We start from the raw sequence: 17494 nt of genomic DNA, 5'->3' as shown, positions 1-17494 counted from the left end.
GGCCGGCGTGGGAGAATGCTGCACGGCACTCCCGGGCCCGCCCGGCAGCGACACCAGCAACGACCGGCCAGATCCCAGTCCCGAAGGATGCACCCATGCCAGCCGCCCCGCAGCGGGTCGGGCGGCGTGAGCGGAACAAGCAGGAAAAGCTCGACCGCATCACCGCCGCCGCCAGCGAGCTCTTCGCCGAGCACGGCGTCGACGAGGTGACCACCCAGCAGGTCGCCGAGAAGGCCGACATCGGCACCGGCACCCTGTTCCTCTACGCCAAGAACAAGGGCGAGCTGCTCCTGCTCGTGCAGAACTCCACCTACGCCGAAGCGCTCGTCGAAGGCCGGGCCGCCGCCGAGCACCTCGCCGACGTCCTCGACGCGGTCATGGCCGTCATCGCGCCGGTCGTGGCGTGCAACCGCAAGCAGATCGACAACGGCCGCACCTACCTGCGCGAGATGGTCTTCGGCGACCCCGCCGAGCCCCACCACCGCGAAGCCCTCTCCCTCACCGCGCAGACCGAGGGCGCGGTCGCCGAGGTGCTGCAGCGGGACCCGCGCATCGACGCCGGCACCGCGGCCACCCTGGCGCACATCGTCTCCGCCATCATGTTCGTCAGCATGGCCGCCACCGTCAACATCGACCACTCCGTCGACGAACTCCTCGGCGAGATCCGACACCAGGTGCAGGCCCTCCTGCCGCGCTGAACCCCCGGGCTGGAACACGAAGGGCCCCTGAGCCTCACGAGGCCACAGTGCTCATCTGATGTATGTCCGCTGTCCACCCTCCAAAGGCGCGAATCTCGCCCTTGCCATGGGAGATACCGCCATGAAATGATGACGTCTGCTCGTGTATACGTCTGACCTTTGGTCGCCGAGCGGCGGCCCGCGGTCAGGAGGAGGCAGCGTTGCCCATGCGTCGTCCACCCCGATCCGACCGGCCGGACACGGCCGCGACCGGCATCGAGCCCGCCCTCGGAACACGCGACCGGCTGCACGCCCGGCTGCAGGAGCACCTCGCCTCCGCCGTCTCCGAGTTCACGGCCGCAACCGCACTCGTCGTGCTCGTCATCGCCCTCAGCTTCGCCAGCCCCAACTTCCTCACCGCCGACAACCTGTTCAACATCGGATCCCAGACGGCCGTCATCGCGATCATCGCCGTGGCCCAGACGATGGTCATCATCACCAAGGGGATCGACCTGTCAGTCGGCTCAGTCGCCGCGCTGGCGGGCGTCGTCGGCGCCATCGTCGTGCGCGACCTCGGCTTCTCCGTATGGGAGGCCACCGTCGTCGCGATCGCCGTGGGCGCGGCGGCGGGCCTCGCCAACGGCCTGCTCGTCGCGGGCGCGCGGCTCCCGCCCTTCATCGCCACCCTCGGCATGATGTCCGCCGGGCGCGGCCTGGTCTTCATCATCACCGGGGCCGTGGGCGTCTACAGCCTTCCGGAGTCGTTCCAGCTCCTCGGCAACGGCCAGATCGCCGGCATCCCCTTCGCGATCGTCATCACGGCGATCGTCGCCGTATCCGCGGCGTTCATGCTCTCGCAGTCCCGCTTCGGCCAGTACGTCTACGCCATGGGCTCCAACATGGAGGCCGCTCGCCGCTCGGGGATCGCCGTGCGCCGCAACCTCACCGCCGTCTACGTGCTCGCCGGCGCCCTCGTCGGCCTCGGCGGCATGGTCGCGGCCTCCCGCGTGAACTCGGGCCAGCCGAACTACGGCATCGGCCTCGAACTCGACGTCATCGCCGCGGCCGTCATCGGCGGCGCCAGCCTCTTCGGCGGCCAGGGCCGCATCGCCGGCACCCTCATCGGCGCGTTCCTCATCGCCGTGGTGCGCAACGGCTCCGTGCTCCTCGGCATCAACATCCACTACCAGCAGGTCATCGTCGGCCTCATCATCTGGGCCGCCGTCTACTTCGACCAGTACCGGCGGCGCCGCCTCGAAGCCCGCGGGTGACGCGCCCACCGCTCACGACGGAAGGACCAGCCATGTCCAGCAACACGAGAACCCGCAGAGGACTCGCCGCACTCGCGGCCCTGGCGGCCATGACCGCCGGCGCGTGCGGCGGCGTCGAGGTCCGCGACGACTCCGGCGACGGCGGCGCCGCGACCACCGACGGCCCCCTCGAGCTCGCCGTCGTCCCCAAAGCGGTCGGCCACGAGTTCTGGAGCACCGTCCAGGCCGGCGCCGAATGCGCCGCCGAACTCGACGGCGACGTCACCGTCAACTGGGACGGCGTCAGCGCGGAGACCGATGTGGAGGGCCAGGTCAACCTCATCCAGAACTTCGTCACCCAGGACGTCGACGGCATCATCTACGCCGCAACGGATTCCGCGGCCCTGGCCCCCGCGACCCAGCAGGCCCTCGACGCGGGCGTCCCCGTCGCCATGATCGACTCCGGCACCGACCCGCAGCCCGACGAGGTCCCGCTCTACGCCACCGACAACCGCGCCGGGGCCGCCGAGGCCGCGAACCTCCTCGCCGAGGCGCTCGGCGAAGGCGACCACCAGGTGGCCCTCATCGAGTTCCAGCCCGGCTCGCAGACGAACACCGAGCGGGTCGAGGGCTTCACCGACGGGCTCGCCCAGCACGCCAACCTGACCCTGGTGGGCCAGCAGCCCAGCCACAGCGATGTGAACGAGGCCCGTCGCGTCACCGAGGACCTCCTCATCGCCAACCCGGACCTCGCCGGGATCTTCGCCGCCAACGAGCCCAGCGTCCTCGGCGCCGTCCAGGCCGTCGAGGCCGCCGGCCGGACCGGCGAGGTCGTCATCATCGGCTGGGACGCCGCCCCGGACGAGATCGCGGGCCTGCGCGCGGGCCAGATCTCGGCGCTGGTGGTGCAGAACCCGTTCCGGATGGGCTTCTTCGGGGTCCAGAACATGGTCGAGCACCTGCGCGAAGGCACGCCGATGGCGTCCGCCGACACGGGCGTCACCTTCGTGACCCCGGAGAACATCGACACCGAGGAGGTCAAGGCCGTGCTCGAGCCCAGCTGCGACAACCCGCCGGTGGACCAGTGAGCACGGTCGAGGGCGCCGACCCGCCGGTGCTGGAGGCGCGTGGGATCGTCAAGCGCTTCGGCCACGTCGAAGCGCTCCGCGGCGCCGACTTCGCCGTCCACCGCGGCGAGGTGGTCGCGCTGATCGGCGACAACGGCGCCGGCAAGAGCACCTTGATCAAGGTGCTCTCCGGGGCGCAGCCGCACGACGAGGGGGAGATCCTCATCGGTGGGCGCCCCGAGCGCTTCAGCTCCCCAGTGGACGCCCGAAGGGCGGGCGTGGAAACGGTGTACCAGGACCTCGCCGTCGCCGACGACCTCAGTGTCGCGGCCAACCTCTACCTCGGCCGCGAGATCATGCTCGGCGGGCTCGGGGGACTGCTCGGCCTGCTCGACAAGCGCGCGATGCGGCGCGGCGCGGCCGAAGCCCTCGAGCAGCTCGGGGTCCGGATTCCGCGCGTCACGACGCCGATCGCCATGCTCTCGGGCGGCCAGCGCCAGAGCGTCGCCGTCGCCCGCGCGGTCATCTGGGCGACGAGCGTGGTGATCCTCGACGAGCCGACCGCGGCGCTCGGCGTGGTCCAGACCCAGCGCGTCCTGGAGGTCGTGGACCGGGCCCGCGACGCTGGTATGTCGGTGGTCCTGGTCAGCCACAACATGCCGCAGGTCCTGGAGATCGCCGACCGGGTCGAGGTCATGCGGCTGGGGCGGCGCACGGCCCGCTTCAGAGCGGCGGACGCCACCACCGACGACCTGGTCGCGGCCATGACCGGGGCGCTCGTCACCGAGCCGGAGGACGCGGACCTGCGTTGAGGGCCGGCGCGCCGATGGCGCGCCGGCCCTCAGCGTCACATGCGCTGGAGGTTGAACCGCTGGTTCGCGCCGCCGCCGGTGTTCCACTGCGAAATGCGGGAACCGTCCGCAGTGGACGCGCTCCAGACGTCCATCGCGAGGCCGCTGGCGCGGTTGACGAACCCGACCGTGCCGCCGCCGTGGTCGACGACCTGCCACTGCTGGGTCGTCGCACCCGAAGACGCCTGCTGGGTGATGTCGGCGCCCGTGCCGGTGCCGGACACCTGGAGCACCAGCCCGGAGTGGCGCGCCCTGATCCGCCAGTACCCGCCCCCGGCGTCCACGAAGTCGAACTGCTGGTTGGCGCCGCTGTTCGCGGTCCACTGCACGAGCGCGGCACCGGCGGCGGTGGAGGCACCGGTGATGTCGGCGGCCTTCCCGCTGTGCTGCGCCACCAGGCGGTAGTGCACGCCCGGCTGCACGGGTCCGCCGCTGCCGCCGCCGGTCTCGGTGGGCTTGCGGGACAAGGCGAACGCCTGGCCCACGGCGGGCAGCGGCTTGAGCCGGTAGGTGAACGAGTACTCGCGGGTGGGGAACAGCTTGTACTGGTCGAGCGGCTGCGCGCCCCAGCTGTTGTCGCCGCCGACGCCGGTCTGCCGGTGGTTCAGTCGCAGCACGACCTCCTGGCGCGGGGTCAGCTGGTAGTCATGGCGGACGCCGCCCGAGAGGTCCTCGGGCGTGTAGTGGGAGGCGTTCACCTCCAGCGGCGCGTCGCCGGTCGCGAGCAGGCCGCGCCCTGAGCCGTCGACCAGGGCGGCCCAGCGGACGTCGGTCTTGTTGCCGTTCTCCTGCGGCCGGATGTAGCCGGTCCACTGTCCAGACACAGTGGACGAGTAGCGGCCGATGTCGGTGCCGGTGCGGCGGTCCCAGTGGTTCTCCTCCGGGCCGCGCCCGTAGTAGTGCAACTGCTCCAGCGCCCCGGGCAGCATCAGGATCGTGCCGACCTCCGGGATGTAGGGCAGGCTCGACGAGCCGGGGCGCAGCGTGCTGTCCACTTTGATCTCACCGTTGCCGTACACGGTGTACGCCAGGGTGAACGACGACGGTGTGCTCGTCGGCAGGGTCCCGGTCACGACGATCCTCCGGGACCGGTCGGAGGGCCGCGTGATCGCCGTCCCGGTCACCGTGCGGTTGCGTCCGGCCGCCCGCCAGGTGCCGTTGCGGTTCGGGTGGCCGTTGCCGCGGTCGTTGTCGGTGGGTGCGCGCCAGAAGTTGGGGACCGGGCCGGAGTTGACCAGCCGCATGCCCATGGCGTCGTACGCGGTGATCTCGCCGGTCGCCTTCGAGACGGTGAGCGAGAAGCCGCTGCCGGTGATCGTGATCCGGTCGCTGGTCTCGGCGTCGGTCAGCGTCGGGACCTCGCCCAGCGGCACCGGGACGACCGGCGGGCTGCCGAAGTCGACCGGGAGCTGCTGCGCGGCCACCTCGTGCCCCGCGTCGGCCCAGAGGTTCGCGGCCTTGAGCTTGAACGAGAACTCCAGGAAGTGCTCGGTCCCCGGCGCGACGGCGGTCGGACGCTGGACCGGCACTTGGATCGATTTGCCGGTCAGCGGAGCGACGTCGAGCTGCGCGGCCGTCAGGTCGCCGCTCTGGACCACCGCGCCGTCGGCGACCAGCGTCCAGGAGCCGGCGAACTCGTTCACGTTCGCGAAGGCGAACTCGTTGGTGATGCGCACCTCCCCGGCGGCGAGGTTGCTCCCAGCGGACACATTGATCGCCTGGTAGACCCGTTTGACTTCGGCGGCCTTGCCCGCCGCCTTCCGCTCGGCGGACACGATGCCGTTGGCGCAGAAGTTGCCGTCGTTGGGGTTGTCGCCCCAGTCGCCGCCGTAGGCGAGGTAGGTCGCCCCGCCGCCGAGCGGGATCGGCCAGCGCAGCCCCTCGTCGGCGAAGTCCCAGATGTAGCCGCCCTGCAGGACCGGGTACTGGCGGATGACGTCCCAGTACTCCTTGAAGCCGCCGTTGGAGTTGCCCATCGCGTGGGAGTACTCGACGAGGATGTAGGGCCTGGTGTCGCCGGTGTCGTTGGCGCGGTCGCGGATGCCGGCGGCGGTGTTGTACATCTGGGAGCGGATGTCGCTGACGGAGGACCGGTTGTCGCCCTCGTACTGGACGATCCGGGTCGGGTCGGCGGCCTTGATCCAGTCGCGCATGGCGACGAAGTTGGAGCCGCCGCCGGCCTCGTTGCCGAGGGACCACATGACGACCGACGGGTGGTTCTTGTCGCGGTGGACCATCTGGGCGGCGCGGTCGATGACGGCCGCGGTCCACGCCGAGTTGGAGGCCGGGTAGGTGTCGCGGACGCCGTGGGTCTCCAGGTTGGCCTCGTCCATGACGTACATGCCGTACTCGTCGGCGAGGTCGTACCAGACGGGGTTGTTGGGGTAGTGCGAGGTGCGCATCGCGTTGATGTTGAGCCGCTTCATGACCTCGATGTCGCGGACCATGTCCTCGCGGGTGAGGGCCGCGCCGTGGTCGGGGTCCATCTCGTGCCGGTTGACGCCGCGCAGCGAGACCGGCTTGCCGTTGATCCGCATGAGTCCGCTGCGGATCGCGAACTCGCGGAACCCGATCCGCGCCGAGACGGTCTGGGTGACCGCTCCGGAGGGGTCGCGCAGGCGCAGCACCGCCGTGTAGAGGTGCGGGTGCTCGGCCGACCAGAGCTTCGGGGCCGCGACGGCCTTGGTGCCGCGCGCGGTCGCGTCCTGTCCCACCGGGACCGAGCCGATGGCGACCTGCGTCGCCAGCGGGGCGGGCCAGAGCGGCTGGTCGTTGTCGTCGTAGAGCTGGGTCTCGACCGTGTAGGTCCCGGACTGCTGGGCGCCGCGGTTGCGGACGGCGACCGCGACGGCCAGGTCGGCGTTGGTGTAGTTGTCGCGCAGCGGCGTGTCGATCTTGAAGTCGCGCAGGTGGACCGCGGGGAGGGAGTAGAGGAAGACCGGGCGGAAGATCCCGGAGAGGCGGATCATGTCCTGGTCTTCGAGCCAGTCGCCGTCGGGGAAGCGGTAGACCTCGACCGCGATGAGGTTGGTGCCGGTGCGGACGTGGTCGGTGATGTCGAACTCAGCGGGCGTGTAGGAGCCTTCGCGGTAGCCGACCTTGGTGCCGTTGACCCACAGGTAGAAGCCGGATTTGACGCCTTCGAAGTGGAGGTGGACGCGCCGGCCCTGCCAGGCGGTCGGCAGGTCGAAGGTGCGGCGGTACTGGCCGACCGGGTTGAACCTGGTGGGCGCGTAGGGCGGTTGGGCGTTCTCGTTCTGGCCGTTGGCGCCCCACCACGGGTAGGTGAAGTTGAGGTAGATCGGGAAGTCGTATCCGGCGAGCTGCCAGTTGGCGGGCACCGGCATGGTGTCCCACTCGCTGTCGTCGCGGTCGGTGCGCCAGAACTCGGTGTCGCGGTCGGCGGGCCGGCCGGCGTGCTGGAACCGCCAGTCGCCGTCGAGGCCGAGCCGGTAGGGGGAGTCGGTGCGGTCGGCCCGCAACGCCTGCTGGAGGTCGGCGTACGGCATGTACGTGGCGTGGGCGGGCTCGGAGCCGACCTGGAAGATCCCGATGTTGTTGTTCCACTCGGGGTAGCCGTTGGGCGGGTCGGTCCACGCCGCCGCGGTCACGTCGGGAACGTCGTCCTGGGCGGCGACGGGGTTGGCCCCCAGAGGAATAGAAGCGCTCCCAAGCGCGGCGAGGCCGCCCCCGAGGAGGGTGCGGCGCCGCGCTTGGGCGCGCTTGACGGGTTCTTCGGACATGGTCGGTCTCCTTGGGGGCTTAAGCGCGCCGGAGTTCGAAGCGCTGGTTGCTGCTGCCGGTGTAGTTCCATTGGGAGAGGCGGGCGCCGTCCGCAGTGGAGGCGCTCCAGACGTCGAGTGCCAGGCCGCTGGCGCGGTTGACGAGGCTGACGATGCCGCCGCCGTGGTCGGTGACCTGCCACTGCTGGGTCGTCGCACCCGAAGACGCCTGCTGGGTGATGTCGGCGCCGGTCCCGATGCCGGACACCTGGAGCACCAGCCCGGAGTGCCGGGCCCTGATGCGCCAGTACCCGCCTCCGGCGTCAACGAAGTCGAACTGCTGGTTGGCGCCGCTGTGGATCGCCCACTGGATCGCCGTCGCACCGGCCGCGGTGGACGCGCCGTTGACATCGGCGGCCTTCCCGCTGTGCTGCGCCACCAGGCGGTAGTTCACGCCGGGCTCGACCGCTGATCCGCCGCCGAGCGCGGTCGCCCGGTAGGTGCGGCCGGCCTGGGCGTCGAACTCGATCACGTCGCCCTCGGGCTCGCGCGGCACGATCACCGCGCCGTTCGACTCGTCGACAAGCTCGTAGTCGCCGGTGAACATGCGGCTGCGGACCTTGACGGCGCCGGTGCGGTCGGGCCTGACGGTCAGGTCGTCGATCGTGCCGCCGCTCCAGGTGGCGCCGATGGTGTGCCCGCCGCGCCCGCGCAGGCCGGACACGGACCCGGCGGGCCAGGCGGCCGGCAGCGCGGGCAGCAGGTGCAGTTCGCCGTTGTGGCTCTGGAGCAGCATCTCGGCGATCCCCGAGGTCGCGCCGAAGTTCCCGTCGATCTGGAACGGCGGATGGAGGTCGAACATGTTGGGCGCGAGCCGTTCCGGCGTCACGAGCTGGCGGATCAGGTCGTGCGCCCGCGTTCCCTCCTCCAGGCGCGCCCAGTAGTTGATCTTCCAGGCGAGGGACCAGCCGGTGCCCGCGTCGCCGCGCAGCTCCAGGGTCCGGCGGGCGGCCGTGAACAGCTGCGGGGTGCCGCGCTTGGTGATCTGGTTGCTCGGGTGCAGGCCGTAGAGGTGCGAGACGTGCCGGTGCTGCGGGTCGGTCTCGATCCAGTCGTGCAGGTACTCCATGATGTTGCCGCGCGAGCCGACCCGCATGGGGGCCAGCCGGTCGCGCGCCGCCCGGACCTGGGTCCGGAAGTCCGCGTCGATGCCGAGGACCTCACTGGCGCTCGCGCACCCGTTGAAGAGGTCCCGCAAGATCTGATTGTCCATGGTGGGCCCGGCGCAGACCGTGGCGTCGTTGTGGTGCAGCATCTCCGGCGAGTTCGACGGGTTGGTCACCAGCCAGCCCAGGCTCGGGTGCTCGACCAGGGTCTCCAGGAAGAACTGCGCCGCGCCCTTCATGGCCGGGTAGTTCGCCTCGAGGAAACCGCGGTCGCCGGTGAACCGGTAGTGGTCCCAGATCATGGTCGCCAGCCAGGCGCCGCCGGTGGGCCACATGCCCCAGCGGGCGTCGTCGACCACTGAGGACCCGCGCCAGCCGTCGGTGTTGTGGTGCGCGACCCAGCCGCCCGCGCCGTACTGGACGTCGGCGGTGCGGGCGCCGGTCTCCGTGAGGTCCTCGATCATGTCGAAGACCGGCTCGAAGCACTCGGCCAGGTTGGTGGAGTCGGCCGGCCAGTAGTTCATCGGCAGGTTGGCGTTGAGCGTGTACTTCGACTCCCATGACGGGGTCAGCGAGTCGTTCCAGATGCCCTGCAGGTTCGCCGGCTGGGTGCCGGGCCGCGAGGAGGAGATGAGCAGGTAGCGGCCGTACTGGAACAGCAGGGCCGAGAACTGGGGATCGGTGCCCGAACCGTGCTGGGAGATGCGGGTGTCGGTCGTCTGGTCGGCGGCCGCGGTGCGGCCGAGGTCGATCACGGTGCGGTCGAACAGCTCCCGGTAGTCGGCCGCGTGCCGGGCCCGGAGGTCGGCGTACGAGCGGTTCCCGGCGGCGTTGAGGCGGTTCCAGGCGGCTCCCTGGTAGTCGCCGTTCGCGTTCTGGTAGTCCACATAGCTCGTGCCGATCGAGACCAGCAGTGTCACGGCGTTCGCGTTCGTCACCTGGAGGCTGCCGCCGGAGGAAGAGGTACTGCCCCCTTCGGCGACGGCCCGCGCCAGCGCGAGGAATCTGACCGCGCCCGGGATGCCCCGCTGGTCGCCCGATCTCCCGTCGAGGGCGATGGTCCGGGAGTCGGGGCTGGACTTGGTCGCGCGCTGCGGGGTGTTGAACGAGGCGGTGAACGAGATCCGGCCCGCGGTGCCCGCAGTGAGGCGGACGGCGATGACCTGGTCGGGGGCCGTGGCGATGACCTCGCGCTGGTAGCGCACGCCGTTCGCGAGGTAGCTGACGCCGGTGGCGGCGGTGGTGAGGTCGAGCCACCGCTCGTACTCGGAGGTCCCGCCGATGCCGGGGAAGGCGAGATTGAGGTCGCCTACGGGCTGGTAGGCGAGCTGCCCGGCGGGTTTGCCGAGCATGGTCTGGTTGATGAGGTCCTGCGCCTGGCCCCACTGGTCGGCGAAGACCAGCTGCCGGATCTGCTGGAGGGAGTTCGCCCCCGCGGTGTTGCTGTAGTCGTGCGGGCCGCCCGCCCAGACGGTGTCCTCGTTGAGCTGCAGGCGTTCCGTACCGCTGTTGCCGAACACCATCGCGCCGAGGCGGCCGTTGCCCACGGGGAGGGCGCGCAGCCAGTCGGTGCCCGCCTGCTCGTCGTACCACAGGGACAGGTCGCCAGCGGGTCGCGCGGCCGCCGAGGCGGTGCCGGGGGCGGCCCACTGCAGCGGGGCCGCTAGAGCGCTTGCCGCTCCGTACTTCATCACCTGTCGTCGCCGCAGCGCTGCCATGTCGATCCTCCGAGGGGTGGTCGCGAGCGCGGCCAAAGGCTGAATATCGAAGACAGTCTATATAGGTTGGATCTTTGTAGTCAAGTATGTACATATAGAGCCGTATGGGGTCGGATGTGAAGGCGGTGCGGGAGGGAATCATCCGATCAATGAGCCTCGGACCTGCATGGACACGGCGAACGGCCGCCGCCTGCTTCCCTAGGAAGCGGGCGGCGGCCGGGTCGCTCATCGCGTCATCACGCGTGCTTTCAGGCGCGCTGTCAGACCCCGGTCATCTCGTTGGCCGGCTTCGGCAGGTCCGCTTCGGCGGTGACCTCGCCGGTCGCGATGTCCACCGAGTAGATCTTCGAGGCGGTCGGGTCGTTCACGTAAGCGGTGCCGCCGCGGACGAACACGGACGGGCGGGCCTCCTGCCATTCGAGCGGCTCCTCCCAGGCGTCGACCACCGGGAAGGACTCGACGACCGCGGCGTTCGCCATGTCGATGACGTGGAGCGCCCCGTCGGTGCCCAGCAGCAGGCCCTCGCCCTCCGGCCCGCGGGCCAGCGAGCGGAAGCTGTAGCTGGTCCCCACGTCGAGCAGCCTGAGCTCGCCGGTCTCGGTGTCGATGATCGAGACCCGTTCGGGGCGTTCGAGTTCGGCCTCGGGGTCGACCTTGTAGTCGCCGAGGATGAACGGGGACTCCTCGTGCCCGCGCGAATTGCCGATGCGGCCGTAGGCGTCAGGGCTGGAGACCTTGGTGATGACCCCGTCGCGGTAGATGAGGACGCCGTTCTCGCAGCCGACGACGACCGCCTCGTTCAGCCCGGCGGACTCGCCGTGCACGCCGGGGCAGTCCTCGCTGCGGGTGATCTCGTTGCGGTCGGCGTCGAGGACCTTGATGCCGGAGCGGGTCTCCGCGTCGCCGAGGGTCACGAGGAGTTCGCCGTTCTCGAGCTGCACGGCGACGCCGTGGTGCGGCTGCTCGGCCGTGTAGGTCTCGGCCTCCGGCAGGCCGTCGCCCAGGTCGTCAGGATCGAAGACGGTGACTTCACCGGCGCCGTCCGAGAACAGCGCGGTGACGCCGGCGTGGTTGACCGCGTGGCCGGGTTCGGGGGCGGCGAACTCGTCGTCGGTCAGTTCGGCCGCCACCGCGTCCATGATGCGGAACCCGTCAGCGGTCGAGACGAGGACGTGGCGGTCGTCGCCGGCGGGGTTGAGGCGGTTGAAGCCCTCCAGGGGGAGGTCCGCCTTCACTTCGAGGGTCGTGCCGTCGAGGACGTAGATGCCGCCGTCGTAGGTGACGACGACCGGGTCGGCGACTTCGACGGGCGCCTCTTCGGAGGCCTCTTCGGCGGGGGCGGAGCAGCCGGCGAGCAGCAGCCCGGTGGCCAGGAAGGACGGTACCGCCAGGGTACGGATTCTCATGCGCATTGCTTTCTGTTGACGGGAACGGGGTCTTGCGCGGCGCGGAGTCGCTACTCCGCGCCGAGTCCTGCGGCGATGGCCTCGGCGTTGCTCCGGGTCATCTCCAGGTAGGTCCCGGCGCCTTCGCCGGGTTCGGTGAGCGATTCGGTGAACAGCGGCACGACCTCGATGTCCACACCGGCCTCCTCGGCCATGGCCTGGACGAGCCGGTCGGGCTGCGAGGAGTCTGCGAACACCACGGGGACGCCCGATTCGGCGACGGCGTCGGCGAGGTCCTTCAGGTCGGAGCCGCTGGGCGAGGCGAGCGTGGTGCCGCTGGGGATGACCGCGCCGATGATCGCGAAGTCGTAGCGCTGCGCCAGGTATCCGAAGACGTGGTGGTTGGTGACGAGCTTGCGGTGCTCCGGCGGGATCCGGGCGAACAGCTCGGTGGCGTCCGCGTGCAGGTCGTCGACCTGCGCCCGGTACGCGTCGGCGTTGGCGCGGACCTGCTCGGCGTCGACCCCGGGGACCTGCTCGATCACCTTGTCCGCGATGACGTCCACGGCGTCGCTGACGCGCACGGGGTCGGTCCAGAAGTGCGGATCGGGCTCTCCGGCGCTCTCGTCGGCGGTGTAGTCGATCGGGTCGACGTGCTCGCCCACGGCCAGGTCGGGCACGCCGCTCGCCACGGCCGCCTCGACATGGCCGAGGACGCCCTCTTCCAATCCCAGTCCATTGTGTACCAGCAGTTCGGCCTGCTCGAGCGAGGCGGCCTGCTGCGCGGAGACGCCGAAGGAGTGCGGGTCGGCGTTCGCCCCCATCAGCACCGTCACCTCGGCCTCGTCGCCCACGATGCTGCGGGTGATGTCGCCCAGGAGGTTGGTGGTGACGACGATGCCGGACCGCTCGGATTCGAATGCGGCGCAACCTGACAGTGCGGCGGCGGCGACCAGGGTCAAGGCCGCGAGGGCGCGCCCGGTGGGGCCTACCATCCCGTCTCCACCATGAAATCGGGCTGGAAGTCCAGGTCGAAGGTGCGTGCCAGGCGCAGGTCGTCCCGGTAGTCGATCTCGTGGACGGCCGTACCGCCCGGATCGTTGACGTAGGCGCGGGCGGTGTCGACCTGGATCGTCGGCACAGTGCCGTCAACGGCCTGCGTCAACGCGACCCGGGCGAGTTCACCGCCGGTGGCGGGGTCGAAGGAGTGCAGCACGCCGTCCTCGGTGAGCACCAGGACGGGGGAGTCCTCGCCGGTCGCGCTCACGGCGACCGCATCGGGGACGTCGAGCTCCCGCCACTGCCGCTCTTTGAGATCCAGCACCAGCACCGCGCCGGTCCGGCTGCGGGCGGCCAGCAGGGCGGTGCCGGGGCGCTGGTGGAAGCCGCCGTCGATGCCGCCGCTGTTGAGAGTGCTGTCGGGGAACGGGATCTTCTCCGCGGTCAGCTCCGCCTCGCCGCTGACCAGCAGGGCCCCGTCCTCGCAGGCGAAGACGGCGCCGCGCCGGGTGACCGTGGGCGCCTGCGGTTCCGGGCAGGGCTCGGCCAGTTCGGCCTCGAGCGCGCCGTCGCGGCCCAGCACCTGGACCGTGCCGTCGACGACCGCGAGCAGCCGCTGGTCGTAGGTGAGGGCGGCCTGCGCCTGCAGGTCGAAGGCCGGTGCGATCTCGCCGGCCTCGAGCGCCTCGCGGTCGAGCGGCAGCACCTGCTCGGCGGCGTTCAGGACCGTGACGGCCGGGTCGCCGACCGGCGTGAACCCGGTGCCGTCGACCGCTCCGACCATTCCGGGCTCGGTCTTGTAGTAGTGCACGTGGTCGCCGTGGTCGACGGTCCAGACCCCGCTGTCGACGACCTGGGTGCCCGATGCGCCGGTGATGTAGGCGAAGCGCCCGTCCGTGCTCGCGGCCTGCGCGCCGTCGACCGAGGCGATCTCGGTGGACTCCTCGGTCACCGGGTCCAGGAGGTGGACCGCGCCCGTGCCGGCCTCGGCGATGACCAGGCGCCATTGCGCTTCGGCGGTCTCCTCGGCGCCCTCGACGTACCCGTGCGGGGTGGCCTCGGCTTCGGCGGGCGGAGTGCCGGAGCCGCTGGAGCAGCTCGCCAGCAAGGCGCATCCGGCGGCGGCGGCGACCATCCGGGCCCTCGTTCCGATCGGCATTCAGTGTCCTTTCAGCGGTGTTGCGGTGAACCGGAGTCGATCGCGCACCAGGGTGGCCAGTACGGAGACGAAGAAGCAGGCGACGGCGAACGCGGCGATGGTCGCCCCGGCGGCCGTCCCGAGATGCCAGGAGATGAGCAGCCCGCCGACGGTGGCGGCGCCGCCGATCAGCGCGGCGCCGATCATGATCGCCGGGATCCGGTTGGCCCACAGGGCCATTGCCGCGGGCGGCGCGATCAGCAGGCCGAAGACGAGCAGCGTGCCCACGACGTGGAAGGACGCCACGATCGCCAGGGTCAGCAGCGACACCATGAGCCCGTGGGCCAGTCCGGGCCGCAGCCCGAGGGTCGCGGCCTTGCGCCGGTCGAACGCCAGCGCCACGAAGGAGCGGTGGAAGGCGACGGTGAGCAGCAGCGCCAACGCCAGCGCCCCGGCCAGCATCAGGAGGTCGGTCTCGCGGACCGCCAGCACGTCGCCGAACAGGAACCCGGTGAGGTCCACGGCGAAGGACTGGGAGTGGGACACGATGATGACGCCCGTCGAGAGCATGCCGACGAACAGCAGTCCGATGCCGGTGTCCTGGGAGAGCCGGGAGGTGCGCGAAAGCGCCGTCACGCCGAGGGTCATCGCGACCGTGCTGAGGGCGGCGCCCAGCAGGAGGCTGCCGCCGAGTAGGGAGGCGATCGCGACGCCGGGGAGCATGCCGTGCGCCATCGCGTCGCTCATGAAGGCCATGCCGCGCAGCACGACCCAGGTGCCCGCCAGTCCGCAGATCACGGAGACGAGCAGCCCGCCCCACAGCGCCCGCGCTACGAAGCCGACCTCGAAGGGATCGGTCAACCATTCCATGGCGGGAACTATAATGATAATCGTTTTCGTTTATCAACCGTCTTGAGAGTGATCCCCGACATGTCGAACGCCATCGAGCTGACCGAGGTGAGCGCCCGCCACGGCGCCACTACCGTGCTGTACGACCTCACCGTTTCCATTCCGGCGCAACAGGTCACCGCGGTGACCGGGCACAACGGCTCAGGGAAGTCGACGCTGCTCGGCCTCCTCGCCGGCGCCCATCCGGCGGCGGCGGGGTCGCTCCTGCGGGCGCACCAGCACAACGCCGCCCTCGTGGTCCAGCGCAGCGAGGTCCCGGACGCACTGCCCATCACCGTCCGGCAGGTCGTGACCATGGGCCGCTGGGCCCACCGGGGCGCATGGCGGCGCCTCACCCGCGAGGACCGCGCCGTCGCCGACCGGTGCATGGAACGCCTCGGCGTCGCCGCCCTCGCCGCTCGGCGACTGAGCACCCTCTCAGGCGGACAGCGCCAGCGAGTCCTGCTGGCCCAAGGGCTCGCGCAGCAGTCCGACCTCCTGCTGCTCGACGAGCCCGCCACCGGTCTGGACGCCGAGGCCAAGGAGCAGATCGCCGCCCTGCTCACTGAGGAGAGCGCCCGAGGCGTCACGGTCGTACACGCCACCCACGACCTCGAAGACGCCGCGAACGCCGATCACCGCATCGTCTTGGCGAACGGCCGGCTCGTGACCGAACAAGGGCCACATGGGGAAGGGCGCGGCGGTCAGGCCTCCGTGTCGCCTTCGGGGGAGCGGCCGGTGCCGACCAGTCCGGTTTCGTAGGCGGTGATGACGAGTTGGGCGCGGTCGCGGGCGTGGAGCTTGGCGAGGAGGCGGCTGATGTGGGTCTTGACCGTCGCCATGCTGACGTAGAGCTCGGCGGCGAGCTCGGTGTTGCTGAGCCCGCGGGCGATGAGGACGAGCACTTCGCGTTCGCGCTCGGTGAGGGCGTCGAGGCGGCGGCCCGGGGCGGGCCCGGGCTCGGGGCGGAGGCTGAAGGATGCGATGAGCCGGCGGGTGATCGTGGGCGCGAGCATGCCCTCGCCGGAGGCGACCGTGCGGATGCCGGTGAGCAGCGCCGCCGGCGAGGTGTCCTTGAGCAGGAAGCCGCTCGCGCCCGCGCGCAGGGCCGCGTAGACGTACTCGTCGAGGTCGAACGTGGTCAGCATCAGCACGCGCACTTGCGAAAGCGCGGGGTCGGCGCCGATGCGGCGGGTGGCCTCGATACCGTCCATGCCCGGCATCCGCACGTCCATGACGATCACGTCCGGCCGCGCGGTGGAGGCGAGGGCCAGCGCCTCGCCGCCCGAGCCGGCCTCGCCGACCACGGTGAGGTCGTCGGCGGATTCGATGAGCAGACGGAAGCTGGCGCGCACGAGTTCCTGGTCGTCGGCGATGAGCACGCGGATGGTCATCGGACGGCCGCGCTCTCGACCGGCATGACCGCCCGGACGGTGAACCCGCCGCCGTCGCCGGGCCCGGCGGTGAACGTGCCGCCGTACATCAGGACGCGTTCGCGGATGCCGATGAGGCCGTGTCCGCCGTGGCGCTGCCGGGGTTCGCGGCCGCCGTCGTCGGTGACCGTGACGTGCACGCGCCCGTCCTCGGCGCGCACTTCGACCTCGCAGCGGCCCCGCCCCGCGTGTTTGACCACATTGGTCAGTGACTCCTGGACGATGCGGTACACCGCGAGGGCGATGCCCGGCGGCAGCGGCCGCCGCACGTCGACGCGGAGGCCGACAGCGACGCCGGCGGCGCGGGTCTGCTCGGCCAGGGCCTCGAGCTCGGCGAGTCCGGGCGCCGGTTCGGGCACGGTGTCCTCCACGGGGCCGGAGCGCAGCACGGTGAGGACGCTGCGCATCTCGGCCAGTGCGCCTTTGCTCGTGGATTCGATGGAGCGCAGCGCTTCCCGCGCGCGCTCGGGCTGCTCGTCGGCGAGGTGGTTGGCGACCCCGGCCTGCACCGCGATGAGGCTGAGGTTGTGGGAGACGATGTCGTGCAGCTCGCGGGCGATGCGCAACCGCTCCTCGGCGATCACCCGCGACCGGTCCCTGGCCTGCTCCGCCAATTGCGTCTCACGGCGGCGCCGCATGGCGACGCCCGCCGCCCAGCCGCCGCCGGCGCTCAGCCAGACCGCCCCGGTCAACCCCAGTGCTCCCAGCAGCGACTCGGATGGCGTGTGCGCGTAGACGCCGATGAACAGGCTCGCAGTCAGGATCGCGAGCGCGGCCGCGAGGACGACACGTGACAGCCGGGGCGCGACCGCAGTGCCGACCGCGTACAGCACCAGGCCCGCCGGGACGAACGGCTCGCGGGCGAAGTCGAGGAGCGCGGCCGCGGCGCAACCCGCGAGCGTGACCGCCGCGGACGGCACCGGCCACCGGCGCCGCGTCGCGATCGGCAGGCCGATGGCCGCGGAGACCAGCCACCCCAACCAGGCCGGGCCCGTGAAGACCGGCGTGCCGTCACCGCCGCCGTACGCGGCGAACGACAGGTAGACGGCGACGACCGCGAGCGCGACGACGGCGTCGACCAGGACGAGGCTGCGGCGAGAGGACACCGGCAAACGATAACCCCGCGTTCCCGAACAGTCGTCATACCTGGGTCTGACGACCGATCCCAGGCTCCGGGCTGACGCGGCGGACCCCTCCCCG

13 protein-coding genes are annotated in these 17494 nt (G+C 71.1%); 5 read left to right on the top strand and 8 right to left on the bottom strand.

Annotation, left to right across the window (positions count from 1 at the left end; all coding sequences use genetic code 11):
* The first annotated feature begins 95 nt into the window (after positions 1 to 95).
* The 4 genes from O2L52_RS07095 (at position 96) to O2L52_RS07080 (ending at position 3806) form a co-directional block, all read left to right on the top strand.
* The gene (locus O2L52_RS07095; protein ID WP_270114656.1) at positions 96 to 698 is read left to right on the top strand and encodes a TetR/AcrR family transcriptional regulator; all 603 of its coding nucleotides are present in this window, start codon (positions 96 to 98) and stop codon (positions 696 to 698) included.
* A gap of 206 nt (positions 699 to 904) precedes the next feature.
* Positions 905 to 1948, top strand: a complete 1044-nt coding sequence (locus O2L52_RS07090; protein WP_270114655.1) for an ABC transporter permease — start codon at positions 905 to 907, stop codon at positions 1946 to 1948.
* Positions 1949 to 1980: 32 nt separating this feature from the next.
* Positions 1981 to 3015: an ABC transporter substrate-binding protein gene (locus tag O2L52_RS07085; protein WP_270114654.1), complete on the top strand. Its 1035-nt coding sequence runs from the start codon at positions 1981 to 1983 to the stop codon at positions 3013 to 3015.
* On the top strand, positions 3012 to 3806 hold the full coding sequence (locus O2L52_RS07080; protein ID WP_270114653.1) for an ATP-binding cassette domain-containing protein: 795 nt from the start codon (positions 3012 to 3014) through the stop codon (positions 3804 to 3806). Before O2L52_RS07085 ends, O2L52_RS07080 begins: the two co-directional genes overlap by 4 nt.
* Before the next feature lie 35 nt (positions 3807 to 3841).
* Here O2L52_RS07080 and lacZ read toward each other — a convergent pair whose 3' ends face one another.
* The 6 genes from lacZ to aztB form a co-directional block, all read right to left on the bottom strand.
* Positions 3842 to 7588, bottom strand: coding sequence for a beta-galactosidase, LacZ type (lacZ, locus tag O2L52_RS07075; protein ID WP_270114652.1), 3747 nt, complete (start codon positions 7586 to 7588; stop codon positions 3842 to 3844).
* 19 nt (positions 7589 to 7607) lie between these two features.
* Positions 7608 to 10451: a glycosyl hydrolase family 95 catalytic domain-containing protein gene (locus tag O2L52_RS07070; protein WP_270114651.1), complete on the bottom strand. Its 2844-nt coding sequence runs from the start codon at positions 10449 to 10451 to the stop codon at positions 7608 to 7610.
* Positions 10452 to 10711: 260 nt separating this feature from the next.
* On the bottom strand, positions 10712 to 11857 hold the full coding sequence (aztD, locus tag O2L52_RS07065) for a zinc metallochaperone AztD (protein ID WP_270114650.1): 1146 nt from the start codon (positions 11855 to 11857) through the stop codon (positions 10712 to 10714).
* Positions 11858 to 11907: 50 nt separating this feature from the next.
* On the bottom strand, positions 11908 to 12831 hold the full coding sequence (gene aztC / locus O2L52_RS07060; protein WP_270114649.1) for a zinc ABC transporter substrate-binding protein AztC: 924 nt from the start codon (positions 12829 to 12831) through the stop codon (positions 11908 to 11910).
* Positions 12825 to 13994: a YncE family protein gene (locus tag O2L52_RS07055; protein WP_270114648.1), complete on the bottom strand. Its 1170-nt coding sequence runs from the start codon at positions 13992 to 13994 to the stop codon at positions 12825 to 12827. The genes aztC and O2L52_RS07055 overlap by 7 nt, the downstream gene beginning before the upstream one ends.
* Entirely contained in the window at positions 13995 to 14843 is an 849-nt protein-coding gene (gene aztB / locus O2L52_RS07050) for a zinc ABC transporter permease AztB (RefSeq protein WP_270114647.1), read from the bottom strand. It lies immediately after the preceding gene.
* A 60-nt stretch (positions 14844 to 14903) separates the two neighbouring features.
* On the opposite strand from aztB, the gene aztA reads away from it, so the two are divergent.
* Positions 14904 to 15623 carry a zinc ABC transporter ATP-binding protein AztA gene (gene aztA, locus O2L52_RS07045; RefSeq protein ID WP_270114646.1) on the top strand — a complete coding sequence of 240 codons (720 nt, stop codon included), beginning with the start codon at positions 14904 to 14906 and terminating at the stop codon, positions 15621 to 15623.
* On the opposite strand, the gene O2L52_RS07040 is transcribed toward aztA, so the two are convergent.
* Together O2L52_RS07040 and O2L52_RS07035 are read right to left on the bottom strand one after the other, a co-directional pair.
* Positions 15566 to 16255: a response regulator gene (locus O2L52_RS07040; protein ID WP_270114645.1), complete on the bottom strand. Its 690-nt coding sequence runs from the start codon at positions 16253 to 16255 to the stop codon at positions 15566 to 15568. The two genes, aztA and O2L52_RS07040, sit on opposite strands and share 58 nt — an antisense overlap.
* Entirely contained in the window at positions 16252 to 17400 is a 1149-nt protein-coding gene (locus O2L52_RS07035) for a sensor histidine kinase (RefSeq protein WP_270114644.1), read from the bottom strand. The genes O2L52_RS07040 and O2L52_RS07035 overlap by 4 nt, the downstream gene beginning before the upstream one ends.
* Between the last annotated feature and the right edge of the window lie 94 nt (positions 17401 to 17494).

This window comes from Glycomyces algeriensis, assembly GCF_027622855.1.
Classification (GTDB): domain Bacteria; phylum Actinomycetota; class Actinomycetes; order Mycobacteriales; family Micromonosporaceae; genus Glycomyces; species Glycomyces algeriensis.
Note: the sequence above shows the minus strand (reverse complement) of the source record. Positions and strands in the feature narration are given on the sequence as shown.